At 73.0% G+C, this 23,797-nt stretch carries 18 protein-coding genes, 1 pseudogene and 1 riboswitch; of the genes and pseudogenes, 8 read left to right on the top strand and 11 right to left on the bottom strand.

Annotation, left to right across the window (positions count from 1 at the left end):
* Nucleotides 1-2 precede the first annotated feature (2 nt).
* The 3 genes from ACQPZF_RS28245 to ACQPZF_RS28235 all read right to left on the bottom strand — a co-directional run bounded on the left by ACQPZF_RS28245 (nt 3) and on the right by ACQPZF_RS28235 (nt 3,372).
* Complete coding sequence (locus ACQPZF_RS28245; RefSeq protein WP_433261968.1) at nt 3-1,328, bottom strand: alpha/beta hydrolase family protein; 1,326 nt, start codon at nt 1,326-1,328, stop codon at nt 3-5.
* A 186-nt stretch (nt 1,329-1,514) separates the two neighbouring features.
* Entirely contained in the window at nt 1,515-2,171 is a 657-nt protein-coding gene (locus ACQPZF_RS28240) for a response regulator (protein ID WP_433261966.1), read from the bottom strand.
* An 82-nt stretch (nt 2,172-2,253) separates the two neighbouring features.
* Nucleotides 2,254-3,372 carry a sensor histidine kinase gene (locus ACQPZF_RS28235; RefSeq protein WP_433261964.1) on the bottom strand — a complete coding sequence of 373 codons (1,119 nt, stop codon included), beginning with the start codon at nt 3,370-3,372 and terminating at the stop codon, nt 2,254-2,256.
* Between the two features lie 152 nt (nt 3,373-3,524).
* Here ACQPZF_RS28235 and ACQPZF_RS28230 point away from each other — a divergent pair, with 152 nt between their 5' ends.
* The gene (locus ACQPZF_RS28230; protein WP_433261962.1) at nt 3,525-4,091 is read left to right on the top strand and encodes a hypothetical protein; all 567 of its coding nucleotides are present in this window, start codon (nt 3,525-3,527) and stop codon (nt 4,089-4,091) included.
* Nucleotides 4,092-4,553: 462 nt separating this feature from the next.
* Here the strand turns inward: ACQPZF_RS28230 and ACQPZF_RS28225 are convergent, their stop codons facing one another.
* On the bottom strand, nt 4,554-7,286 hold the full coding sequence (locus tag ACQPZF_RS28225) for a BTAD domain-containing putative transcriptional regulator (RefSeq protein WP_433261960.1): 2,733 nt from the start codon (nt 7,284-7,286) through the stop codon (nt 4,554-4,556).
* Between the two features lie 209 nt (nt 7,287-7,495).
* Between ACQPZF_RS28225 and ACQPZF_RS28220 the strand changes: the two genes are divergently transcribed.
* The gene (locus ACQPZF_RS28220) at nt 7,496-7,717 is read left to right on the top strand and encodes a hypothetical protein (protein ID WP_433261958.1); all 222 of its coding nucleotides are present in this window, start codon (nt 7,496-7,498) and stop codon (nt 7,715-7,717) included.
* A 279-nt stretch (nt 7,718-7,996) separates the two neighbouring features.
* Here the strand turns inward: ACQPZF_RS28220 and ACQPZF_RS28215 are convergent.
* Nucleotides 7,997-8,347 (bottom strand): annotated as a pseudogene (locus tag ACQPZF_RS28215) (transglycosylase SLT domain-containing protein); the annotation flags it as partial.
* Nucleotides 8,348-9,260: 913 nt separating this feature from the next.
* On the opposite strand from ACQPZF_RS28215, the gene ACQPZF_RS28210 reads away from it, so the two are divergent.
* Nucleotides 9,261-10,853: a TlrC/CarA/OleB/SrmB family ABC-F type ribosomal protection protein gene (locus ACQPZF_RS28210; RefSeq protein WP_433261956.1), complete on the top strand. Its 1,593-nt coding sequence runs from the start codon at nt 9,261-9,263 to the stop codon at nt 10,851-10,853.
* Nucleotides 10,854-11,008: 155 nt separating this feature from the next.
* On the opposite strand, the gene ACQPZF_RS28205 is transcribed toward ACQPZF_RS28210, so the two are convergent.
* Nucleotides 11,009-11,848, bottom strand: a complete 840-nt coding sequence (locus tag ACQPZF_RS28205) for a bifunctional 5,10-methylenetetrahydrofolate dehydrogenase/5,10-methenyltetrahydrofolate cyclohydrolase (RefSeq protein ID WP_433261954.1) — start codon at nt 11,846-11,848, stop codon at nt 11,009-11,011.
* A gap of 27 nt (nt 11,849-11,875) precedes the next feature.
* A riboswitch (ZMP/ZTP riboswitch) is annotated at nt 11,876-11,955 on the bottom strand.
* Between the two features lie 278 nt (nt 11,956-12,233).
* Here ACQPZF_RS28205 and ACQPZF_RS28200 point away from each other — a divergent pair.
* Complete coding sequence (locus ACQPZF_RS28200) at nt 12,234-12,494, top strand: hypothetical protein (protein ID WP_433261952.1); 261 nt, start codon at nt 12,234-12,236, stop codon at nt 12,492-12,494.
* A gap of 97 nt (nt 12,495-12,591) precedes the next feature.
* Here the strand turns inward: ACQPZF_RS28200 and ACQPZF_RS28195 are convergent, their stop codons facing one another.
* Together ACQPZF_RS28195 and ACQPZF_RS28190 are read right to left on the bottom strand one after the other, a co-directional pair.
* Nucleotides 12,592-13,194, bottom strand: coding sequence for a DUF4232 domain-containing protein (locus tag ACQPZF_RS28195; RefSeq protein WP_433261950.1), 603 nt, complete (start codon nt 13,192-13,194; stop codon nt 12,592-12,594).
* A 56-nt stretch (nt 13,195-13,250) separates the two neighbouring features.
* Nucleotides 13,251-14,717, bottom strand: a complete 1,467-nt coding sequence (locus ACQPZF_RS28190; RefSeq protein WP_433261948.1) for a flavin-containing monooxygenase — start codon at nt 14,715-14,717, stop codon at nt 13,251-13,253.
* Between the two features lie 177 nt (nt 14,718-14,894).
* Between ACQPZF_RS28190 and ACQPZF_RS28185 the strand changes: the two genes are divergently transcribed.
* Nucleotides 14,895-15,740 carry an SDR family NAD(P)-dependent oxidoreductase gene (locus tag ACQPZF_RS28185; RefSeq protein ID WP_433261946.1) on the top strand — a complete coding sequence of 282 codons (846 nt, stop codon included), beginning with the start codon at nt 14,895-14,897 and terminating at the stop codon, nt 15,738-15,740.
* 128 nt (nt 15,741-15,868) lie between these two features.
* Here the strand turns inward: ACQPZF_RS28185 and ACQPZF_RS28180 are convergent, their stop codons facing one another.
* Nucleotides 15,869-16,804: a lysyl oxidase family protein gene (locus ACQPZF_RS28180; protein WP_433261943.1), complete on the bottom strand. Its 936-nt coding sequence runs from the start codon at nt 16,802-16,804 to the stop codon at nt 15,869-15,871.
* A gap of 140 nt (nt 16,805-16,944) precedes the next feature.
* On the opposite strand from ACQPZF_RS28180, the gene wecB reads away from it, so the two are divergent.
* Nucleotides 16,945-18,057, top strand: a complete 1,113-nt coding sequence (gene wecB, locus ACQPZF_RS28175; protein ID WP_433261941.1) for a non-hydrolyzing UDP-N-acetylglucosamine 2-epimerase — start codon at nt 16,945-16,947, stop codon at nt 18,055-18,057.
* Here wecB and ACQPZF_RS28170 read toward each other — a convergent pair.
* Together ACQPZF_RS28170 and ACQPZF_RS28165 are read right to left on the bottom strand one after the other, a co-directional pair.
* Nucleotides 17,980-19,458, bottom strand: coding sequence for an FAD-dependent oxidoreductase (locus ACQPZF_RS28170; protein WP_433261939.1), 1,479 nt, complete (start codon nt 19,456-19,458; stop codon nt 17,980-17,982). The genes wecB and ACQPZF_RS28170 overlap by 78 nt on opposite strands.
* Nucleotides 19,459-19,652: 194 nt before the next feature.
* Nucleotides 19,653-20,453, bottom strand: a complete 801-nt coding sequence (locus ACQPZF_RS28165) for a glycosyltransferase (protein WP_433261937.1) — start codon at nt 20,451-20,453, stop codon at nt 19,653-19,655.
* Nucleotides 20,454-20,803: 350 nt separating this feature from the next.
* Here ACQPZF_RS28165 and ACQPZF_RS28160 point away from each other — a divergent pair, with 350 nt between their 5' ends.
* Both ACQPZF_RS28160 and ACQPZF_RS28155 read left to right on the top strand, forming a co-directional pair.
* Nucleotides 20,804-22,201: an exopolysaccharide biosynthesis polyprenyl glycosylphosphotransferase gene (locus tag ACQPZF_RS28160; RefSeq protein ID WP_433261934.1), complete on the top strand. Its 1,398-nt coding sequence runs from the start codon at nt 20,804-20,806 to the stop codon at nt 22,199-22,201.
* Entirely contained in the window at nt 22,183-23,790 is a 1,608-nt protein-coding gene (locus ACQPZF_RS28155; protein ID WP_433261932.1) for a putative glycoside hydrolase family 15 protein, read from the top strand. The genes ACQPZF_RS28160 and ACQPZF_RS28155 overlap by 19 nt, the downstream gene beginning before the upstream one ends.
* The last annotated feature ends 7 nt before the right edge of the window (nt 23,791-23,797 follow it).

Genomic DNA, 23,797 nt, shown 5'->3' with positions numbered 1-23,797 from the left:
TTTCAGGGCAGCAGCAGACCCCAGTAGAACGCCCACGGCACGAACAGCGCGCCACCCGCCAACACCAGGCCTTGGCGCAGCCGGTCCGCCGACGCGCGCCACCGCAGCGCGACCAGCACCGCGGCGACGGTCGCGGCGACGGCCGTGAGCTGCAACGCCAGCCACACCACCGGACGGTCGCCCAGCAGCGGACCGGCCTGCACGCCGTACTCGGTCAGGCTGAACATCAACGTCGACAGGTAGCCGACCGTCCCGAACGACCCCACCAGCCCGGCGACCACCACGACCCGCGCCGGCCACGTGCCCGCGCGTCCCTTGCGGAAGAGCACCGGGTACGCGCCGAACAGCAGCACGAACAGCCCCAGCACGCCGAATTGGACGGGCGCGGACTCCCACCACGCCGACCGGATCACCTCGGTGGACCGACTCTCCTGCGGCGGCAGGGTTTCCACCACCGCGCGCGGCGGGTTGCCGCTCGTGACGGCATCCACCCAGTCGCCGACGGCGTCCGCGTAGCCCGGCATCAGGTCGGGCAGCCGGCGGCCCTGCGGGTCGCTGCGGTGCATGGCGTGCGGCGCGTTCGGGATGAACCGGATCGTGTAGTGGTGGTTGCCCGCGCCGGACAGCGTGTCGCGCACGATCTCGGCGCTCTCGGCGGGCGGCACGGCGACGTCCTCCGCGCCGTACAACGCGAGCAGCGGCTGCCGCACCGCCCGCAGCACCGGGACCGGGTCGTGGTGCGCGGCGCCGAACAGCCCCGCGTCGGAGATCATCCGGTGCCACGTCGTCGGGAACGTGCGGGCGACCGAGCCGCCGACGCCCGACCACGCGAACTTGTTGGCCACGTTCCAGGACTGCTGGCGGACCGGCGACACGCCCGAGCCCGCCGCCATGATCACGAACTTGACCTCCGGCGACTTCGCCGCCGCCATCGGCGCGACCCAGCCGCCCTCGCTCAGGCCCCAGACGCCGGCCTTGGTCGGGTCCACCTCGGGACGGTCGCGCAGCACGGCGAACGCGGCCAGCGCGTCGTCGGCGAGCTGCGCGAAGTCCCGGTCGAACCGGCTGTAGCCGTCCTGCCGCTTGTCGGGGGCCAGCACCACGATGCCCTGCCGGGCGAACGCCTCCGCCTCGCCGCGCAACTGCTCGCGGAAGCCGGGGCCGCCGGTGCCCGAGCCGTGCACGAGGAGCAGTGCGGGCAGCCGGCCGGTCGCGCCACGCGGAGCGAACACCGTGCCGCCCAGCGTGATGCCGTCAGGGGTCCGGAAGCTCACGTCGGACGTGACCAGGTCGTCGGGCGCGGTGGGTGCGGAAGGTGCGGTGGGCACGGCAGTTGCGGCAAGCGCGATTGGCGCGTCGAGTGCTGTCGGCGCGGCCGGTGCGAGGGCCAGTAGCGCGGCCAGGGCGAGATTCGTGAACAAGGGTGTCCCCCCAAGGGTTTCGGTGACACCCCGATGGTCATCGGCGGGCGGTTCCGGCACATCGCCCGCGCGACCCGGTCCGCCGCTCGCCCGTCAGGGGGAGCCGGGCACGATCAGACCCCGCTCGTAGGCGGTGATCGCGGCCTGCGCGCGGTCCCGCAGGTGCAGCTTGGACAGCACGTTGCTGACGTAGGTCTTCACGGTGTGCGCGCTGACCGCCATCTCGGCCGCGATCTCGGCGTTCGACAGCCCGCGGCCCAGCAGCACCAGCGCTTCCCGCTCGCGGGCGGTGAGCACGTCCAGGTCGGCCGCGGGCGTCGGGCGGGGCTTGCGGCGGACCACGTCGTCGATCAGCCGCCGGGTCACGGAAGGCGCGAGCAGCGCTTCGCCGGCCGCCGCGACGCGGACGGCGTGCGCCAGGTCGTCCCGCCGGACGTCCTTGAGCAGGAAGCCGCTCGCCCCGGCGGACAACGCCTCGAACACGTAGTCGTCCTGGTCGAACGTGGTCAGCATGACCACCCGGGTGTCGGTCTGCCCGCAGACGATCCGCACCGCCTCGATGCCGTCCATGCGCGGCATCCGGATGTCCAGCAGCAGCACGTCCGGCCGGTGCTCCAACACCGCCGCGACCGCCTCCAGCCCGTCCGCCGCCTCGGCGACCACGTCGATGTCCGGCTGCGCGCCCAGGATCATCGCGAAGCCCGCGCGCACCAGCTCCTGGTCGTCCGCGACGACCACCCGGATGCTCACGTCGCCTCCGACGGCAGCCGGGTGCTCACGTTGCCCCCGATGACAGGTTGCCCCAGCGGCAGTCGATCAGCCGTCCGGGCGATCACGCGACCTCCAGCGGCAGTCGGGCGGACACCCGGAACCCGGTCGGCCCGGCGGTGAACGCCGCCGAGCCCCCGCAGGCCGCGGCTCGTTCGCGGATGCCCAGCAACCCGTGCCCCGGCACGGGTTCCGGCGCCGGCACGCCGTTGTCGGCCACCGTGATCACCAGTTCGGCGGCGGTCCAGTCCAGGGTGACCGAGGCGGTGTCGCCGGTGCTGTGCTTGACCACGTTCGTCAGCGCCTCCTGCACGATCCGGTACGCCGCCGCGTCCACCCGGGGGCCCGGCTCACGGCGTTCGCCGGTGGTCGCGAGGGTGACGTGCGGTCCGACGCCGGCCACCAGCTCGGGCACCCGGTCCACCGCCGGGCGCGGCTCGGCGTCGTCCTTGAGCAGGCCCAGGGTGCGGCGGAGCTGCGCCATCGCGTCGCGCCCGGCCGAGGCGATGGCGTCGAACGCGGCGACCGCCCGGTCCGGTGCGCTGCGCACCACCACCGGTCCCGCTTCGGCCTGCACCACCATGAGGCTGACCGCGTGCGCGAGGATGTCGTGCGTGTCGCGGGCGATCCGGGCGCGTTCCCGTTCGGCGGCCCGTTCCGCATCCGCCTCCCGTTCCCGTTCGAGGCTCGCGGCGCGTTCCTCCAGCACGGTCGCGTAGGCGCGGCGGATGTGTGCGCTACGGCCCAGCGCATACGCCGCGCCCCACAGGAAACCCTCGCGGATCGCCGTCGACGCCGACCCGAGCACACCGCCGATGACGACGATCCCGACCACCGACGCCGCCAGCGTGACCAGTCGGGTGTTCCTCGGCGACAGGTCCGCCACCGTGTAGAACGCCAGCAGCGCGCCGAACCAGACCGGCTGCTCCGGCCCGTCCGTGCCGACCACCGAGTACGCGGCGATGCCGAGCGCCGTCACCACCAGGCAGGCCACCGGGGCCCGCCGGCGCCAGATCAGCGGCAGCGACACCAGCAGCACCGGCAGGAACGCGCCCACCGTCCACGGCCGGCCGGACGTGCCGGCCGTCAACACGAACGGAGCGGTCTGCCCCATGAACGCCAGTACGGTCAGCATCACGTCGACCGAGGCTGGCGACAGGGCGCGCAAGCGGCGCATCGACATGGAATTCCCCTCGACCGGGCCGACTTTAGCTCCGCCGCGCGAGCGGTGTCCTCACCCGTGCGAGCCGGCTCGGGACTCCCTCGCGCCGGCGATGCGCGGACCGGGACGCCGCGGCGACAGTTGCCGGGTCACCGACTTCGAGGAGTTCCGCCATGCGCACTGTCGTCACGCTCGTCACCGGTCCCGTGCTGCTGCTCGTCGGCGTGGTGCTGATGATGATGCCGAACGTGTGGACGCTGTCCCACCTGGTGTTCCTGCTGGGCACGGTGGCGATGCTGCCGGTGGCGGTCCGGCTGGACGCCCTGCTGCGGGACGCGAGTCCACCGTGGATCCGGGTGCCGGCGCTCGTCCTCACCGTCGCCGGGGCGCTCGCGCTGGCGGGGCAGTTCGTCATCGACTTCACCGTGCTGCGGCTGGCGCACGGCGAGCGGGCGGCGGCCGGGGCGATGTTCGACACCATCCAGGAGTCGCCGGTGTTCGCGCTGGTCTTCTACCAGGCGGGCCCGGCGCTGCTGTTCACCGGACTGGCGCTGGCGGCGGTGGGCCTGGTGAACCGGTCGTGGCGGTGGGCGGGCGGCCTGCTGGTGGCGGGGGCGCTGCTGGTGGGTGCGGCGCGGGTGACCGGGCTGCGGGCGGGCGAGGTGCTGGGCCTGGCGCTGATCGTGGGCGCGCTCGTGCTGACCGGCCGGGCCGTGGTCGGGCGTCGGCCTGCCGTGTGACGCCGGGCCGGTGGGCCAGTCGGAGAGGCGGGACCGGCCCGGCGTGAGCACGTTCCGTGCGGCGCCGGGAGCATCAAGGGGGAAGCACCCGACACGTCAGGTAGTCGTGCCGGGAGGGAAATCGGTTCCCCCGGGGCGCATGGTTCACCCGTTCGACGCGGCGGGAAACTTCGGGAGTGGGCTTGGCGGACCGGAGGGTCGGCCGTGGCCAGCGCCGGCATAGCCACGGCGACCGTCTCCGGGTTCACGGCGGGTGGTGCGGCGTTTCGCGCGCTCCCCGCCCGTGCACCGCACCAGTCTGCGTCGGCCGGTTTGAGCTTCGCTGTCGTAATGCTTTAGTGCCTGGTCACAGGCGCGCTGGACCTGCCGCAGTAGGAGCGGCTGCGCTGTTCGGCCGGAGACCGCCGGTCGGCTGCGCCGGCGGGCTCGGAGGTCGGCGGGCAGGCGAACGGCGGTCGGGTGTCAGGCGGGTGGCGTGGTGAGTTTGTCCCGCATCCGGTCGGCGTCCTCGGCACGGCCCTGTGCCCGGAACAGGTCCAAGGCCTCCCGCCAAGCCGCGCGGGCATCCGCGGACTGGCCCGCCGCCAGGTGCGAGTCGCCCAGCTTCTCCAGCGTCCCCGCCGCCTGCAAGGTGCCGCCCAACTCGCGGAACAGGTCGAGAGCCGCGCGGTAGTGGCCGATCGCCACCGCGAACTCACCGGTGTGGTGGGCGATGTAGGCAAGGCTGTCGAGGGTGTTCGCCTCGCCGTACCGGTACCGGTGTGCCCGGTGCAGGGCAAGAGCCGCCGCGCAGTGTTCGCGGGCCTGGTCGTGGTCGCCGAGGCGGGCCGCGAACCAGCCGACGCCGTTGAGCGCGTCCGCCTCGCCGGTCGGGTCGTCCAGCGCCCGGTAGATGTCCAGGGCGTGGCGCGCGTGCGCCAAGGCCTGCCTGCCGTCGCCCTGCTCGTCCCACGCCCACGACAGGGTCCGGTGCACCTGACCCTGGTTCAGCAGGTCGTCGCTCTTCACGGCCAGCGCCAGCGCCTGGTGCAGGTGGTCGACGCCCTCGTCGTGCCGGCCGACCTCCACCAGCGCGTCGCCCAGCAGGCGGTGCACGCGGGTCTGGATCACGGGGTCGCCCAGGTGGTCGGCGGCGTCCATGGCCGTCCGCCACGCGGCGAGGTTGTCGTGGCTGTGGCCTCGCCGCAGGTGGAACGAGGTCAGCGTCCACGCGAGCTGCCACACCGCCTGGTGCCTGCCCAGTGCGACGGCGGTGTGCTGGGCGGCCAGGATGCCGCGGTGCTCGGTGTCGAACCACGCCATCGCCGACGGGTCGTCCGGCAGCGGGTGGGGGTCCGCGCCGGGCGCCGGGGGATCGAGGTCGACGGACGTGGCGTGCGGGTTCAGCACGCGGCGGGCGGCGAACGCCGTGTGCAGGTGGAAGTCCACGAAGCGGTGCAGGGCGGCGGACCGCTGCTCGGCCGGCAGTGGTGTGTCGGCGGCGAACCGGCGGATCAGGTCGTGCATCCGGTACCGGCCGCGCGCGTCCTGGACCAGCAGGGACGCCTGCTCCAGGGCACGCAGCACGGCCCGTGCCCGGTCGGCGGGCAGTCCGGTGAGCGCGGCGGCGGTGGGCAGGCTGACGTCCGGGCCGGGCGCGATGCCGAGCACGGCGAACACGCGGGCCTGGTCGGCGGTGAGCGCTCGGCGCGACCACGACAGCACGGCGGGCAGGCTCGCGGCCGGGTCGTCGTCGTCCAGCGCGCCCAGACCGAGGTCGCGCAGTTCGGCGGCGAGCGTCGCCAGGGGGAGCGCCGGGTGCCCGTGGGCGCGGCCGGCGACGATGCCCAGCGCCAGCGGGAACCCGCCGGACAGCGCGATCAGGTCGGCGACGGCGTCGGGTTCGGCCGCCACGCGGTCCGCGCCCAGCCGGGCGGTGAACAGGGCGCGCGCCTCGGTGTCGGTGAGCACGTCCAGGGAGAGGTGGCGCGCGCCGTGCACGGTGGTCAGGCCGGGCAGCCGGTTGCGGCTGGTGACCACGACCGTGTTGGCCGGGCCGCCGGGCAGCAGCGGCGCGACCTGGGCGGTGTCGGCGGCGTTGTCGATCACCAGCAGCACCCGCTTGTCCGCCACCAGGCTGCGGAACAGCGCGGCCTGCGCGTGCGGGTCGACCGGGAGGCGGGCGGGGTCGACGCCGAGCGCGTCCAGGAACCCGCGCACGGCCACCGGGGGCGGCATCGGCGTGCCCTCGGGGCCGAAGCCGCGCAGGTCCACGAATAGCTGGCCGTCCGGGAAGCGGTCGGCCTCGCGGTGCGCCCAGCACAGCGCCAGCCAGGTCTTGCCCACCCCGCCGGGGCCCGCGATCACCGTCGTGCCGTCGGCGTCGAGCCGGTCCAGCTCCTCCGCGCGGCCGACGAACGACGTCGGCACGGCGGGTAGCTGCCGGGGCACCGGCGGCGCCGCGGGCCGGTGGCCCGCCTGGACGGGTTCGGTGGCCGCGGACAGGGTCGGGTCGGCGGTGAGGATCCGCTGGTGCAGCAGCCCGAGCGCGGCGCCGGGGTCCGCGCCGAGTTCGTCCGCCAACCGCGCGCGGACCCGCTGGTAGTGCTCCAAGGCCTCGGCCGCACGGCCGGCCCGGTACAGGGCGAGCAGGTAGTGGCCGGCGACCCGTTCGTCCAGCGGGTGCTCGGCGGCACGGGCGGACAGCTCGGCCACCAACTGGTCGCCGTGCCCCAGCCGCAGCCGCAGCTCGGTGTGGTCGCACTCCACGTCCAGCCGCTCCAGCCCCAGCCGGTCGCGTTCGGACGTCGCCCAGTCGCCGTCCAGACCGGTCAGCGCCGCGCCCCGCCACAGCCCGACCGCCTCGGCCAGCAGCCGTTCGGCGGTGCGGTCGTCGGAGGCCCGGGACCGGACGCGCAGCGCGCGGAACCGGTGCAGGTCCACCGCGGATTCGTCGGCCACCAGGACATATCCGCCGGAACGGAGCACAATGTCCACTCGGGCCTGCCGGAGCCGGGAGACGTAGCTGGACAGCGTCCCCCGCACCCGGGCCGGCGGGTCGTCGCCCCAGACCCGTCGGACCAACCGGTCGACCGGCACCACCCGGCCGATGTCGACCGCCAGCGCGGCCAGCACGCACCGCTGCCGGGCCGGACCGAGGTCGGCCGGCCGCCCGCCGACCCGCGCGGTGACCTCGCCGAGCAGCCCGAAGTCCACTCCGGCGACCTCCCGAAACCGTCCCTGACCTGCGCATTGCAGGACCGTGCAAGGTATACACACGGCCGGTCGCGCACACTGGCACCCGAGGCGGTCTTGCAACCTAGGGGGGCCAGGGGGGAGGGCCGCCTCCCCAACTTAGTGACCGCTCGGGGCGCCAGTCGCCCCGAGCGCCCCACCGGCCTCCCGACGACCACCCGGGAGGACTCGTGACAACCGGTCGTCTGCTGCCCGGCGTCTTCGCCGAGCAGCGCCACCTGGTGCCGGCGAACGAACCGGCACACCACTCGGCCCACGTGGGCGACCGCTACCGGGCGGTGTGCCGGGCGCTGTGCCTGCCCACCCCGGACCGGGGCTCGTACACGTGGCGGGATTGGCCGATCTGCCCGAACTGCGCCCGCCACCTGCGGGTCAGCGCGGCTGTCGCGTGACGGGCGAGGGGAACGTGGGCGAGGGAAACGTGGGCGAGGGAAACCAACAGGGCTCCGTCGCGGGCTGGACAGGGGCGGCGACCCGCTGAGGGGGTCGCCGCCCCGGTGAAAGATCGCGGAGGCCACGGCTGTCCGATCGGCCGCGTGAGGCCGCAGGGACCGGGTCGGGAAGTCGACCGGGTCAGGGATCGGGCCGGGAATCGACCGGGTCGGGCGATCGGGTCGGAAAACGATCGGGTCGGGGCTCGGGTCGGGGAGATCGGTCGACCCGAGCCGGGGTCAGTAGCCCCGGTAGCCCGTGCCGTTGTTCATCGACACCAGGCCCGGGTGGTTGCCGAACCCGCCGTACCGGGCGTAGGTGTAGCGGACACCCGCGATGATGTTGTCCACCGGGTTGAGGATGTTGTCGTGCCCGGCCAGCTTGTAGGACTGGAACGTGGGGTCGATGCACTGCATCAGGCCCTTGGACGGGGTGCCGCGCGCGGCGTTGGAGTCCCAGTTGTTGACGGCGTTCGGGTTGCCGTTGGACTCCTTCTGGACGATCGTGTAGATCTCGTCCACGCTGTCCTCGGTGATCGGGGTGCCGTTGGCCGCGAGGATCGCGATGGCTTCCCGGATCCAGCCCTCGACCTGCCGCTGGTGGGGCGACTTGCGCGCCTCTTCGGCGTCTTTCGCGTCCTTGGCGGCCTTCTCGGCGGCGGCCTGCTGGCGCGCCGTGTAGCCGCCCTGCGCGACACCGCTCGCCTGGGAGAACGCCTGGAGGGCGGTGAGCTGCTCCTGGCGGATCATGCGGGCCGTCTCGGAGCCGAGGTCGATCGCGTGCACGGTGTCGACCTTGCCGGTGCGGACGTGGTCGTCCGGCCAGCCGCCGAAGTCCGCGCCGCCCGCCTGGGGGTCGAGCGCGCCGCTGCTCATGGCGTGGGCCGCCGCGCCCGCGCCGGTCGCGATGCCGACCGCGACGGCGACGGCGCCGAGTCGCTTCGGCAGCTTCCGATCCGGTTCGGCACGGTGCGCGCCGATGTAGCCCGGGGACTGCGCGCTGACCGTGTAGACGATCGGCTGCTGCCCACGGGGTTTCCTGTGGCGAGCCAAGGGTGGGGCCTCCTGCGTCGGGGAGTTCGACCACCGTCGACCTGGCGGGGGATCCAGGCCGGGCCGCCTCGGGGATGACGGGCCCGTGTCCTACAAGTGATCGAACCGTGATGTGCGCCGAGGAACGTAACCGTTGGTAACTCACCAGGGCAAGAGGTCGCCCATTAGGGGTGACACGAGTCACGTTTGTTGACAAGAGTGCTACGCACTGTCATTGCCCTGTTGTCGTAATCGGGAATACGCCATCCGGACGCGCGCGGATGACGTGCCAGCAGGTATTTTCCTACTTGTCGATCAACCGACGTTCGCGTAGGGTGGTCAAATCTATGGGCACTTTGTACTTCCTGTGATCGGTATCGCGTCCGCGTAGAGCACGGCTCCGCGGCGCGGCCTCGCCATCCACCGCACCCGATCGACTCGGCCGTTCCGCGGCCGAGAACAGGAGCACGCCTTGCGCACCGCGCAACTGACCCTTCATGACGTCACCAAGCGCTACGCCGACCACGTGGTGCTCGACGGGATCTCGCTGACCGTGAAGCCGGGGGAGAAGGTCGGCGTCGTCGGCGACAACGGCTCCGGCAAGTCGACCCTGCTCGCGCTGGTCGCGGGCAAGCTGGCCGCCGACAACGGCGACCTCACCGTGGTCGCGCCCGGCGGCGTCGGCTACCTGCCGCAGACCCTGGACCTGCCGCCGCACGCCACCGTGGCGGACGCGATCGACCTCGCCCTCGCCGACCTCCGCGACCTCGAAGCGCGGATCAGGTCGGCCGAGGCCGACGGGCTGACCGACCTCGCGCACTACGCCGGGCTGGTCGACCGGTTCGAGGCGCGCGGCGGGTACGAGGCCGACACCAGGGTGGACATCGCCCTGCACGGCCTCGGCCTGCCGGGTCTGGACCGGTCCCGGCCGCTGGGCACGCTGTCCGGCGGCGAGCGGTCCCGGCTGGCGCTGGCGGCGACGCTGGCGTCCGAGCCGGAACTGCTGCTGCTGGACGAGCCGACCAACGACCTGGACGACCAGGCGGTGGCGTGGCTCGAACAGCACCTGGCCGGCCACCGCGGCACGGTCGTCGCGATCACCCACGACCGCGTGTTCCTGGCCCGCGTGACCGACACCATCCTGGAGGTCGAGGAGGGACGGGTGACCCGCTACGGCGACGGCTACGACGGCTACCTCGTCGCCAAGGCCGCCGCCCGCGCCCGCCGGCTGCGCGAGCACGAGGAGTGGAAGGAGGAACTGGCCCGGCACCGCAGGCTGGCCGAGTCGGCGGTGGCCCGCCTGGACGCCATCCCGCGCAAGCTGCCGCTGGCGGTGTTCGCGGCCGGCCCGTTCCGGGCGAGGGGCCGCGGCCACGGCGCGATGAGCCGCGTCCGCAACGCCAAGGAGAGGGTCGCCCGGCTCACCGAGCACCCGGTCGCGCCGCCACCGGACCCGCTGCGGTTCACCGCGCGGATCGCCACGGCCGAGGCGGACTGGGTGGCCGAGCTGCACGACGTGCGGGTCGGCGACCGGCTGCACGTGCCGCACCTGGCGATCCGGCCGGGTGAACGGCTCCTCGTCACCGGCCCGAACGGCGCGGGCAAGACCACGCTCGTGCGGGTGCTGGCGGGCGAGCTGGCGCCGGACGCCGGGCACGTCGTCACCCCGGCCGGGGTGGGGCACCTGCGGCAGGAGGAGACGCCGTGGCGGCCGGAGCTGACCGTGCGGGAGGCCTTCGCGCAGGGCCGGGGCCACCCCGACGACCACGTGGACCGGCTGCTGTCGCTGGGCCTGTTCGCGCCGAGGGACCTGGGGCTGCGGCTCGGCGAGCTGTCCTACGGCCGCCGCCGCCGGGTCGAACTGGCCCGGCTGGTCACCGAGCCGGTGGACCTGCTGTTGCTGGACGAGCCGACGAACCACCTGTCGCCGGCCCTGGTGGAGGACCTGGAGCAGGCGCTGGCCGACTACCCGGGCGCACTGGTCGTCGTGACCCACGACCGCCGCACCCGGTCCCGGTTCGAGGGCACGGAGGTCCGGCTGGCCGCCGGCGTGCCGGTCGGGTGAGCCGGACCTCCGCCCGCGAGGCCTTGCGGCCGGCCGCTCTCCGCGAGCGACCGGTCGCAAGGCCTCCGCGGCGGCCCCGGCTCGTGTCACCCTCCGCAGGCCGCCCCGGCTCGTGTCCCCCCCGTCGGCCCTCGTGAGCCGGCCGCATGTCCCGGTCAGCCCTTGGCCTCCGCCGCCTGGACGGTCTGCTCCAGCAGCAGGGCGATCGTCATCGGCCCGACCCCGCCCGGCACCGGCGTGATGTGCCCGGCCCGCTCCGCCGCCGCCGCGTACTCGACGTCACCGACGTTGCCGGGGTTGTACCCCGCGTCCACCACCACCGCGCCCGGCTTGATCCACTCCCCGCGGACCAGCTCCGGCCTGCCCACCGCGGCCACCACGACGTCCGCCTCGCGCACCACCTCGGCCAGGTCCACCGTCCGCGAGTGGCAGTAGGTGACCGTCGCGTCGCGGGCCAGCAGGAGCATCCCGACCGGCTTGCCGAGGATCGGGCTGCGCCCCACCACCACGGCACGCCTGCCGGCCAGCCCGATGTCGTAAGCGTCCAGCAGCCGCAGGATCCCGCCCGGCGTGCACGAGTGGAAACCGGGCTCCCCGAACGCCATCGCGGCGAAGCTGTGCATGGTGACCCCGTCGACGTCCTTGCCCGGCGCGATCGCCTCGAACGCCGCCCGCTCGTCGATCTGCCCCGGCACCGGGTGCTGCAACAGGATCCCGTCCACCGCGGGATCGGCGGACAGCGCGGCGATCTCCTCCACCAACCGCTCGGTCGACGTGTCGGCGGGCAACTCCACCGCGCGGGACGCGATGCCGACCCGTGCGCACCGCGAGCGCTTCATCTTCACGTACGTCCGCGAGGCGGGATCGTCACCGACCAGGACGGTGGCCAACGCAGGGGGGCGGCCGGCACTGTCCGCGAACGTACGGGCCCGTTCGGCGGTGGACTCCAACAGCGACCGCGACACGGCCGTGCCGTCCAGGACGCGTGCTGCCATGGCGGTACTCCTCACTCGTGACCGAATGAGGGGCACCCAGGCGTGCGATGCCGACTCGCTTGCACTCCCCGGTGGTGGACCACCCGACGCCAGTCGTGCGCCGCCGAGTCTAGCGCTCCCCGCGCCGCCGATCCGGCGACCCGCGCGAACCGCCCGAGATCAAGATCACAACGGCGTGCTCTACCGTGTGGTGCCCACGTCGGGCGCTGGTCGACGGCGTCGCCGCCCGCCCGGTGAGCGGCCCACGCGGCCGGGTCGGTCCACCGGATGCAGGCCTGCCCGTGACCCGCCGTGTCGCTCGGAAGGCGCGAATTATGCTGTTCGAGGCTCCCGGGGCGACCAAGCCGGGGAAACCGGACATGGCGGACGACGGACAGGCGGGCTGATGGCGGGGCAGTACGGTCGATCTTCGGGGCAGCGGCGGCCGGCTTTCGGGCGGGTCGACCCGTTCTGCCTGTTCGCCGTGCTGCCGATGCTGCTGCTGGCGGGGCTCATGTTCTGGGGCGGCCTCGTGCTGGTGGGTGTCGTGGTGATCGTGGTCGCCGTGCTGGTCGTGCTGGTCGACTCGTGGTCCAACCGGCCGATGAAGGACTTCACGCCCGAGTACGACGACGAGGACGACTACGAGCCCCGGCGCCGCTACTGATCGACCGCCGGGAGCGGCACCTCCGCGTCCCCAGACCGGCCACCGCCGGGTGCGGTCGGCCGGCACGGGCAGGGTCAAGCCCGTACCGCGACACGGTTCAGGATCTGGTCCACGGGCTCACGCCGAGCTTGCCGGTGCTGCCCAGGTCGACGGTCACGGGCGGCATGTCCTCGGCCCACGGCTCGCCGTTCGGGCCCAGCCTCGGCATGAACGTCTGCCGGGGCCGCCCGACGGCCGGTGCGATGTCGATCCGCGTGCCGACCTGTGGAGGATCGGTGGTGTCGTCGTAAGTGTTGCGCCACACCAGCCCGGTCTTGGCGGTGTCGCCGGGCTGGAGGGTGATCTCCTGCGGCGGCACCTCGAACGAGTCGATCCGCGACACGCCCGCCGAACCCCGCTGGACCTCCACGTCCAGCACGTCGCCGTCCTCGTCCAGCAGCCGGAGGTCGGGGTAGCCGGCGACCGTGTACGGGGCGGTGCCGCAGTTGCGCATCTGCAAGGTCAGCACCCGCAGGCCCATCGCGGCGTCGCCGCTGAGCGCGGTGACGAGCACACCGCCCTCCGGGCACGGCGAGGTGGTCGGCGCGGGCGGGCGGGAGGACGACGACGTGGGTGCGAGCGTGAGCTGCTGCCCGGCGGACGGGCTGCCGCACGCGGTCACGGACAGCAGGAGCAGCAGGGCAACCGGTCGGACGTTCACCAGGTGACTATTTCACAACCGCGCTCGGGAGGGCCTCGGCGACCGGGCCGGACAGCTCACCGGACGCCTTGGAACGCGCGGGCCCGGGTGCCGGCCAGTTGGTCGCCCACGTCGCCGCGCAACGTCTGCACGGCGTCGAGCAGGTAGTTCTGCCGCACCCGCCACGGGCCGCGGTCACCCTGCCGCGGGAACGCGTCGATCGACCGCTGGATGTAGCCGGAAGCCAAGTCCAGCAACGGTTCGCGTGCCATCACCCGGTCCGGCCGGGGCACCACGGAGGTGAGGCCCTCGCGGTCCATGTGGTCGAGCACCCGGCACACCAGCCGGGAGGTCAGGTCGGCGCGCAGCGTCCACGAGGCGTTGGTGTAGCCGATGCACACCGCGAAGTTCGGGATGCCGGTGACCATCGCCCCGCGCCACACGAACTGCCCGGACAGGTCGACGGCCGCGCCGTCCACCCGGGGCTCGATCCCGCCGAACGCCAGCAGCCGCAGGCCGGTCGCCGTGACCACCACGTCGGCCGCCAGCACCCGGCCGGACTCCAGCCGGACGCCCTCCGGCACGAACGTGTCGATCCGGTCGGTCACCACGGCCGCCGTGCCCGCTCTGACCGCCTGGAACAGGTCGGCGTCCGGGATCGCGCACAGCCGCTGGTCCCACGGGTCGTAGGTCGGGGTGAAGTGCTCGCGCACCGCGTGGTCGTCCTTGAGCGTCCGGTTCGCCAGACCGGTGAGCAGCTTGCGCGCCGCGCCGGGGAACCGCCGGCAGAACTGGTAGAAGCCGGTGGTGAACGCGATGTTCTTGGCCCGCACGACCCGGTGCGCCAGGTCGGCGGGCAGCAGCGCGCGGATCCGGTCGGCGAGCCTGTCCCGCCCCGGCACCGGGCTGATCCACGTGGGCGAGCGCTGGAGCATGGTCACGTGCGCGGCGGCGCGCGCCATCGACGGCACGATGGTCACGGCGGTCGCGCCGCTGCCGATGACGACGACCCGCTTGCCCGCGTAGTCCAGGTCCTCCGGCCAGAACTGCGGGTGCACGACCCGGCCCCGGTAGGACGCGAGGCCGGGGAACTCCGGCTCGTGGCCCCGCTCGTAGTCGTAGTAGCCCGCGCAGGTGTAGAGGAAACCGCAGGTCAGCGTGCTGCCGTCGCTCAGCGTCAAGGTCCAGCGCTGGTCCGCGGTCGACCAGTCGGCCCCGAGCACCCTGGTGCGGAACCGGATGCGCCGGTCGATGCCGTGCTCGGCGGCGGTGCGCCGGATGTAGTCCAGGATGGCCGGCCCGTCCGCGATCGACGCGGCCTCCCGCCACGGCCGGAAGGGGTAGCCGAGGGTGAACATGTCCGAGTCGGACCGGATGCCGGGGTAGCGGAACAGGTCCCACGTCCCGCCGATCGCGTCCCGCGCTTCGAGGATGGCGTACGACTTGCCGGGGTGCCCGGCGCCGAGGCGGTACGCCGCGCCGATGCCGGACAGCCCGGCGCCCACGATCACGACGTCGAGATGGGCGGGTTCGGTGGTGGCCATGGCCCCAGTGTGCCGACCCCGCCAACTCGGATTCCCGACTTCGCGCGCCAACCGGACCCGGTACGACATGTCGGTGGTCCGGCGGCACGGGTTGGCGCGTCGGGGTAGATGTCCGTCGTCTTCGGGCAAGAAGTCCCCCGGCCGAGCCGACAGGATCGAGCCACCGAAGGGAGAGACATGATCGAGTACCGGTTCACCGGCGGCACGGCGGTCTTGACCGGCGCGGCCGGCGGCATCGGCGAGCACCTGGCGCACGGCCTGGCGGCCCGCGGCAGCGACCTCGTGCTGGTCGACCGCGACGCCGACCGCCTGACCGCCGTGGCCCGCGCGATCCACGCCCGGTTCCCGGCGGTCGGCGTCGACATTCACGTCGCGGACCTCGCGTTCGTGGCCGGCCTCGGCGCGCTGACCGACGCCGTCCTGGCCGCGCACCCCCGGATCACCCTGCTGGTCAACAACGCGGGCGTCGCGCTGGGCGGCACGTTCGACCAGGTGACCGCCGAGGAGTTCGACTGGGTGATGGACGTCAACTTCCGCGCGCCGGTGGCCCTGACCCGCCTGCTGCTGCCCCGGCTGCGCGCGTCGCCGGGCAGCCACATCGTCAACGTGTCCAGCCTGTACGGCCTCATCGCGCCGCCCCGTCAGGCGGCGTACGCGGCCAGCAAGTTCGCGCTGCGCGGGTTCTCCGAGTCCCTGCGCCACGAGTTGGCCGACCAGGGCGTCGGCGTCACCACCGTGCACCCCGGCGGCATCCGGACCCGCATCGCCGAGTCCGCGCGGGTCGCCAGTGGCGTGACGCAGGCCGAAGCGGCACGCGAGAAGGAGCGCTTCGCGGAACTGCTCACCTACCCGGCCGACAAGGCGGCCGAGCGGATCCTGAAAGGCGTGCGGAACCGCAAAGCCCGTGTCCTCATCGCGTTCACGGCCTACGTGCCCGACATCCTCGCCCGCCTGTTCCCCCAGTCGCACATGGCGGTGCTGAAACGCCTGCGCCCGTCGGCCACCCACGCCAAGGCCCGTTGACCGCTCGTGGTGCGAGCGGGCCGAACCGTCCGCCGTGGATGGCCGACGGGTTCACCGTGCTCACCGCCGGATGTTCACGACCCGCCGCCCGGGCCTGACGCGGCGATCGGGCGTTCACGGCCGCGTGCTCACGGCTGGGCGCAGCGGACCCGGTCCGGGCAGTTGCGCAGCAACTCCACCTCGGGCGGAGCGGTGATCACCGGCGGGCGGGCGCCGCCACCCGGCCACTGCACCGAGATCGCCATCGAGGAAGCGTTGTTGTCGTAGTTCTTCTCGACGAAACTCCGGTCGGAGTTGACCAGGTTCACCACGTCGTACACGCCCGACGGCACGTCGGTCAGGTCGAGCCACTGGTAGTCGACCCGGTAGTCGTAGTCGTCACCGGCGCCCACCGAGATGCCCTCCACCACGTCCAGCGCCTTCGGCTCGTGGTGCCGGCACCGGTTCTCCCGCAGGAACGTCGCCAGCCCGCCCTCCGGGCTGTGCGGGTCCTTCGGCCGGTTCGCCAGCGCGGCGGCGTCCCTGGCGGTGTAGCGGTCGCCGAGGCAGAAGCCGTTCTTGCGGTCCTGCACCAGGGTCCGGCCACTCGGCGTGCGGAGCTGGAAGCGCTCGAAGTCCAGCAGGTGCCAGTGCACGTGCGCGGGAGCCGGCTCGTAGTACACCTTCGACCGGATCGGGTGCTGCGCCTGGTCGTACGAGCGCGGGATCGACCGGTCCACCCTGGACTGGAACGCCTGTCGCGCGGTCATCGTCGGCTCGTCCACCGAGCCGCGCCGGGCGTAGACGAGCAGCGGGCCGTCGCCGATGTTGTCCACCGATGTGGTGAACCTCAGCCGCACCGCCCCGATCGGGCCGGAGTCCACACAGGATCCGGCCGGGGCCGACGCGTCGGCCACCAGGCACACGTCCCAGTCCGCGCACAGCAGCGGATCACTGCTCGCGCCACCGGGACAGCCGACCGGCGCCTGTCTCAGATCCGGCAGCAGAGGCCCTTCGGTGGCCGGCGCGCCGAGCGCGGCCACGGTCATCGCGGCGCTGGCCGCGTTGCGGAATTTTTTGATCACCACCCGGAATGTACTGCGGGCGAAGGGAGGTCCGACACCAATGTTCACTCGATCGACTGAGGTGCAACGGAAATCCACCCCAAAGAACCTAACGTGTCGCGCGATCCGGCACCGGACCTCCAGGGCACCCGAGGAGAACATTGGACACCGTCACGCTGGTCTGCGGCACGCGCCCCGAGCTGATCAAGCTCGCCCCGCTGATCCGGTTGTTCGGACCGCGCGCGGTCGTCGTCTACACCGGACAGCACTACGACCGCACGATGTACGAGCTGATCCGCCGCGACATCGCGGAACCGGGCGGCTTCCACGAGTTCGCGCTCGGCGGCGCCCGGCGCGGCGCGCAGCTCGGCCTGGCCGTGAAGGCCGTGGACGACGTCCTCGCCGCGCACCGCACCGCGGCCGTCGTGGTGCAGGGCGACACCACCTCCGCGCTCGCGGGGGCGTTGGCCGCCAACGCGGTCGACGTGCCGCTGGTGCACGTGGAGGCGGGCCTGCGCAGCTTCGACCGGGCGATGCCCGAGGAGCACAACCGGGTGGCCATCGACCACCTCGCCGACCTGTGCTGCGCGCCGACCCTCCTCAACCGGGGGAACCTGCTGGCCGAACGCGTGGCGGCCGACCGCATCGCCGTCACCGGCAACACCGTCGTGGAGGCGCTGGAGGCCGCGCTGCCCGGCCCGGACGCGGAAGCCGCCGTGCTGGCGTCGCACGGCCTCCGCCGGGACGGCTACGCGGTCGCCACCATCCACCGCCCGGAGAACGTGGACGACGCGGCCACCCTGGAGACGATCCTGCGCGAGCTGGCCGCCCTGCCGCTGCCCGTCGTGCTGCCCCTGCACCCGCGCACGGCGAAGCGGGTGGAGCACTTCGGCCTCGGCCCGCTGCTGCCCGCGCTGCACGTGATCGAGCCGCAGGCCTACCCGGAGTTCCTGGCCCTGGTGGGCGGAGCCGCCGTCGTCGTGTCCGACTCCGGCGGCATCCAGGAGGAGGTCAGCGTGCTCAAGCGCCCGGTCGTCGTGGTGCGGCGCAGCACCGAGCGGCCCGAGATCGAAGGGACGTTCGGCACGCTCGTCCCACCCGGACCGGGCGTCGGCGTGGCGGCGCGGACGTGGCTGGACGACATCGCCGGCCACCGCGCCCGCCTCGCCGGCATCCCGTCGCCCTACGGCACCGGCTCACCCTCGGTGCGGATCACCGCCGCGCTGGAGCAGTTGGTCGGCGAACGCCTCGCCGTTCCGGCGCTGGTCGGCTGAGGCGTCCTGGTGCCGGTCGGCCGGGGTGTCCCGGCGCTGGTCGGCTGGGGCGTTCTGATGCCGGTCGGCCGGGGCGTCGCGGTGGCGGTCGGCTGGGCTGTCGCGGTGCGGGCCGGCCGAGGCCCCGCTGACCGCGTCGTCGTCCAGCCGGGCGACGACGCGGCCGGCCAGGCCCACGCTGGAGTTCCAGCTCGTCACCGACGGGTAGACGTGCGCCGTGGTGGCCAGCAGCAGCGGCGTGCCCTCGACCTCGACCGGTGGCCGCTCGGCGAGGTAGCCCAAGGGGTACACGGGTTCCACGAACGGCGCCTTGAACACCCGCACGTCGTCCACGTCCGCCGACGTCAGGTCCGGGTACAGACCGACGAGCTGCTTGGTCCACCGCGCCGCGATCCGACCCTCGTCCTCGCGGTACAGCGCGGACTCCCGGTCGGTGTAGCGCATCGCGTACACCAGGTGCCGCCCGGCGAACGGCCCGGCCAGCGCCGACATCTCGACCACCCCGTCGAAGTCCGTCCCGGACCGCACCACCGGCGCCCAGTAGTGCCCGGACAGCGGTCGCTTGAGGAAGAACAACGCGTTCACCACCCCCTGGTACGACAGCCGCACGTCCGGCACCAGCCGCGCCAGCTCGCCGTCCGCGACGTCCCGCAGCACCGGCAGCGGCAGCGTGGACACCACCCGATCCGCCTCCAGCACGCTGCCGTCCGCCACCGTGACCAGCGCCCGCCCCCGGTCGACCGCGAGCCTCCGGACCGGGGCGGAGGTCCGCACCACACCGCCGGACGCCTCGATCGAGGCCTTCAACGCGTCGATCACGGTCTTGTAGCCGCCGACGGGATAGCCGCGCACGGAGACGTTGCTCTCCCGCCCCAGCCGCTGCCACAGGTAGAGCGCGGGCACGTCGCCGAACGAGGCGCCGAACTTGGACCCGAACATCGGCGCGAGCAGCCGCTCCCACACCCGGTCGCCGTACACCCCGCGCAACCAGTCCTCGGTGCGCAGCAGGTCCAGGTCCTTGCCCCGCCCCAACCGCCGCAACAGCAGCGTGGCGACCCCGAACCGCAGCCGGTCGTGCGGCGGCAAGGGCGTGAACCGCATCAGGTCCAGCGCCGAGTTGAACGGGAAGTGCCGCCCGTCCACCACCATGCCCATCCGGGTGCGCTGCCAGCGCACGGCGTCGCGGAGCCCGAGTTCTCCGAGCAACGCCAGCAGATCGTCGTCGGTAGGCATGATGCAGTGGTAGAACCGCTCGACCCAGCGGTCCCGCCACGGGAAGAACGTGCCGAGCCCACCGAGCTGGTCGCTGCCCTCCACCACCGTGACAGCCACCCCGGACCGCGCCAGCCGGTGCGCGGCGGCCAACCCGCAGATCCCGCCGCCGAGCACGGCGACCCGCAAACCCTCCGACGCCTTCCGCGCCGACTCCGCCGAACCCTGTCCTGGCGCGGAACTCTGTGGTGGTGCGAAACCCTGTCGTGGTGCGAAACCCTGTCGCGGTGCGGAACTCGGCCCTGGCGTCGATCCCTGTCCTGGCGCGGCATCCCGGTCCGATCCCGTTGCCGCGCCGCGCCCCGCCCCGGCCACCTCGTCCCTCACAGCGGGCGGTAAGGCGCGGGTGCGAGACGATCGCGCATGAGTAGTTTCAGATACTGCATGATCGTCCTGCGCAGCTTCAACTTGCTCGGCCCCCGCTTCCGGTCGTAGCGCAGCCGCAGCGGCACCTCGGCGATCACCGGGCGGCAGTGCCGCAGCTTGAGCAGCAGTTCCACCATGCACGCGAAACCGCGCTCCTCCACCAGCCGCTCACCCCAGTGCACCGCCGCCCGGTCGAGCAGGCTCACCCGGTAGGCCCGGAACCCGCTGGTGAAGTCGCGCACCCCGTCGACCCGCAGCACCCGCCGGAACAGCACCGCCGCCCCCCGGGAGAGCAGCCGCCGGAACGCGGGCGCTGTGGTGTCGTCGCCGCCGGCCACGAACCGGGAGCAGATCACCACGTCCGCGCCCGCCGCGATCTCCGCCCGCAGCGCGGTGATCAGCGCCGGGTCGTGGGTGTCGTCGGCGTCCATCACGACGACCAGGTCGTCCTCGTCCGCCACCTCCAGCACGGCCCGCAGCCCGGACTGCACGGCCTGGCCCAACCCGAGGTTGACCGGGTGCCGCACGACCCGCACGACCAGCCCGTCCGCCTCGACCGCCACGTCGGCGGTGCCGTCGGAGGAGCCGTCGTCCACCACCCAGACCGCGACCTCCTCGGTCCGCGCGACCTCGGCGAGCCGGCGCAGCAGCGGCGGCAGCGAGGCCGCCTCGTTGTACGCGGGCAGCACCACGTGCGCTCGGCCACGGGTGCGCGTCGCCCCCGGCGCGGCGGGCGCCTCTTGTTCGTCGACGGCCACTATCGACCCCATTTCCATCGGTGCGGGTTGGCGGGTCAGAATTATTCGCCTGGGAACTCGGCCCGAGTTCCACCACCCCGTGTTCCCCGTGCCGAGTTGGTGACGGGAACCAGTACGAGACACACCCCTTTGTCGCCGGATAGGAGGATCTTGATCTCCCGGAAGAGTGAAGTCGAGGTGCCTCATTCAGTATTCCAAGCATTGAGTGATCAAAGCTCTCGTTCGAGTGAACCTGGTCGGTATCTGTCGACCGGTGGGAAGGACGTCGTCGGAATGTGGTGTGGCGAGGTGTTGCGGCAGCGGGGCCGGAGCGGACGAGTGTTGTCGACCCCCCGGAAGGGTGGCTCGTAATGAACCGGACGGGCTCGACGGCGACGGCCCTGTCGCCGCCGGGGCAGGCCCGGTCGGCGGTCGGCCGTGACCTGATGGGCCGGGTCAACGCGGTCGCGGTGCTGCTCGTCGTGGTCGACGTGGCGGCGCTGGCGACCGTGGTCGACGGCCTCGGCTGGGCCAGGGCGGGCGCGGTCGCGGCCGTCCTGCTCGGCGTGCGGGCGTCCTGCCGGCTCTACCGGCGGCGGCTGTGGCTGTCCTGGCTGCACGACCTGCCGCGCTCGGTGATCGCCAGCGCGACCGCGTTCGCCCTGGTCACCGGCGCCACCCTGGTCCTCCGGACACCGGCCGACACGACCGCCGAGGTGCAGTGGGCGATCGTGAACTTCACCGTGTGGAGTGAACCTGCTCGCCTGTTCGTGTTCACCTTCGGCCGCTGGGCCCGGCGCCGCTTCCACCGCTGCGACCGCACCATCGTGGTCGGGGCGGGCCAGGTCGGCGCGACCCTCGCCGGGGCCATGCTCCAGCACCCCGAGTTCGGCCTGCGCCCGGTCGGGTTCGTCGACCCCGCGCCCGCGCTCGACGCCGCCGCGCTGCCGGTCCCGCTGCTGGCCGGGAACCTCAACGACGCCATCACCCGGCTGCGGGCGGGCAGCGTGGTGCTGGCGTTCTCGCACGCCGCCGACTCGCCGCTGGTCAACGCCGCCATCACGGCGCACCGGCTGGGCTGCGCGATCTTCGTGGTGCCCCGGATGTACGAGCTGTACCAGGACGGCCCGGACGTCGAACGGCTGCGCAGCTACCCGCTGGTGCGGCTGAGCACGGCGCCCACCAGCAGGCCGAGCTGGTGGGTCAAGCGGGCGGTGGACGTGGTGCTGGCGGCGGTCGCGCTGGTCGCGCTGGCCCCGGTGCTCGCGTTGTGCGCGCTGGCCGTGGTGCTGGAGAGCGGGCGGCCGGTGATCTTCCGCCAGGTCCGGGTCGGCATGGACGACCGCACGTTCGTGCTCTACAAGCTCCGCAGCGTCCGGATGACCGACGAGGACGATTCCCAGATTCGCTGGTCGGTCGTCGGCGACCGCCGCGTGGGCCCGGTCGGGCGATTCCTGCGCCGCACGTCCTTGGACGAGCTGCCGCAGTTGTGGAACATCCTGAAGGGTGACATGTCCATTGTCGGACCGCGACCGGAACGACCGGGTTTCGTGCGCGAATTCTCGGCGGTCCACGACCTATACTGGGCGCGGCACCGGGTGCCGACCGGATTGACCGGACTCGCTCAGGTCCACGGGTTGAGAGGGGACACTTCGATAGTCGACAGGTCCCGCTACGACAACTACTACATCGCCAACTGGTCGTTGTGGCTGGACGTGAGAATCCTGTTGTTGACGGTGGGTGAGCTGTTGTGCCGAAGGAATCGCTGATCCGTGACCGCCCCCGGCGCGTGTTCGCCGGCACCTGCGTCCTGACGCTCCTCCTGGCCTGCTCGGCGGCGTTGCCGAGCACGGCGGGGGAGCCGGGCGCGCCCGGACCGCCCGCCGTGCTGGAGGAGTTGGACCGGCTGGGAGCGCACGCCGGGACCGAGGAGCTGGACCGGCGGCGGAACTACACCGTGCCACCCGGCCTCGACCCGTTCGGCCCGCCCCCGAAGCCGCTCGCGCCGTGCGCCTGGTGGTACGGCATCGGCGAGCCGCCGACCTACGCGGACCTCAAGTTCGTCGCCCAGCACTACGACCTGGTGGTGCTCAACGCGATCGAGACCACCGCCATGAGGCTGCTGCGCAAGTTCAACCCGAAGATCAAGGTGCTGGTGTACAAGGACTTCGCCAGCACCCGCAACTACCCCGGCGCGGTCGTCGGCGACGGCGACGCGCCGCTGCTGCCCAGCGGCGTCGGGTACATCGCGGCGCAGTCCCGGCACCCGGAGTGGTTCGCCGTCGACCAGGCCGACCAGCGCATCGAGTGGAACGGCTACCCGCGGCACTGGCAGATGGCGGTGTGGGACGAGGGCTACCAGCGGGCGTGGGCCGACGCGGTGACCGCCGAGGTCGTCCGCGAAGGCTGGGACGGCGTGCTGGCGGACAACGACTTCAACTCGCTCAAGCACTACTCGACGGCCGTCGTCAAGGGCACCCCCGACGCCGCCGCCACCGACCGCCTGATCCGCGACGGCATGGACCGCTTCCTCGACCTGGCGGGCGAGGCGCTGCACAAGCACGGGAAGATGCTGATTCCCAACGTGTCCGAGTCGCAGCTCACCCCGGGCAGGTGGTCGGCGCACTCCCGGTACGACGGCGCGATGGAGGAGAACTTCGGCCTGCGCGACAGCGGCGGCGGCGAGCTGATCACGTTCAAGGGCAACGAGTTCAAGGAACTGCGCGCCCAAGCCGCCCTCGGCGAGTCGTGGCTGCTGCTGGTCACGCACGCCAAGAGCGAACGGGAGGAACGCGTCGGCTACGCCACCGCCGCCCTGCTGGCCGGCCCGTACACGTGCTGGAACGGGTCGGCCACGAAGGACTACCGGAACCCGGACTGGTCGGTGTACCAGGACACCGACCTGGGCGAGGCGGTCGAGACGGCGAACCGGCTGCCGAACGGCACGTGGACCCGCCACTTCAGCAACGGCTGGGTGGCCGTCAACCCGACCGCGAAGGCCGCTGTCGTCACCCCGCCACCCGGTCTGGCGACCCTCGACGGAGCCGCCGTGACCGGCCCGATCGACCTGGCGGGCGCGGACGCCGTGATCCTGGTGAAGCCGAAATCCACCGCGACGGCACCCACCCCCACCCCCACCCCCACCGCCACGGTGAGCCCACCGAAACCGACGCCTCCGACACCACCCACCAAGCCGACCGCCCCCACCCCGATCACGACTACCGCGGCGACCCCAAGCCCAACGACGGCCACCGCTCCCACCGCCCCGGCGACAACCGCCGCTCCCACCCCGACGACAACGGCAACCACGACACCCGCAGCCCCCGCCATCCCCATGACAGTCCGCGCCGGACCGTGACTCCGAC

Source organism: Actinosynnema sp. CS-041913 (assembly GCF_050942485.1).
In the GTDB taxonomy this organism is placed as follows: domain Bacteria; phylum Actinomycetota; class Actinomycetes; order Mycobacteriales; family Pseudonocardiaceae; genus Actinosynnema.
Note: the sequence above shows the minus strand (reverse complement) of the source record. Positions and strands in the feature narration are given on the sequence as shown.

What these genes read in the sequence shown, in the direction of transcription:
- ACQPZF_RS28235 (WP_433261964.1), bottom strand. Translation starts at nt 3,372, where the DNA reads ATGTCGATGCGCCGCTTGCGCGCCCTGTCGCCAGCCTCGGTCGACGTG.
- ACQPZF_RS28230 (WP_433261962.1), top strand. Translation starts at nt 3,525, where the DNA reads ATGCGCACTGTCGTCACGCTCGTCACCGGTCCCGTGCTGCTGCTCGTC.
- ACQPZF_RS28205 (WP_433261954.1), bottom strand. Translation starts at nt 11,848, where the DNA reads ATGGCAGCACGCGTCCTGGACGGCACGGCCGTGTCGCGGTCGCTGTTG.
- ACQPZF_RS28200 (WP_433261952.1), top strand. Translation starts at nt 12,234, where the DNA reads ATGGCGGGGCAGTACGGTCGATCTTCGGGGCAGCGGCGGCCGGCTTTC.
- ACQPZF_RS28190 (WP_433261948.1), bottom strand. Translation starts at nt 14,717, where the DNA reads ATGGCCACCACCGAACCCGCCCATCTCGACGTCGTGATCGTGGGCGCC.
- ACQPZF_RS28185 (WP_433261946.1), top strand. Translation starts at nt 14,895, where the DNA reads ATGATCGAGTACCGGTTCACCGGCGGCACGGCGGTCTTGACCGGCGCG.
- ACQPZF_RS28160 (WP_433261934.1), top strand. Translation starts at nt 20,804, where the DNA reads ATGAACCGGACGGGCTCGACGGCGACGGCCCTGTCGCCGCCGGGGCAG.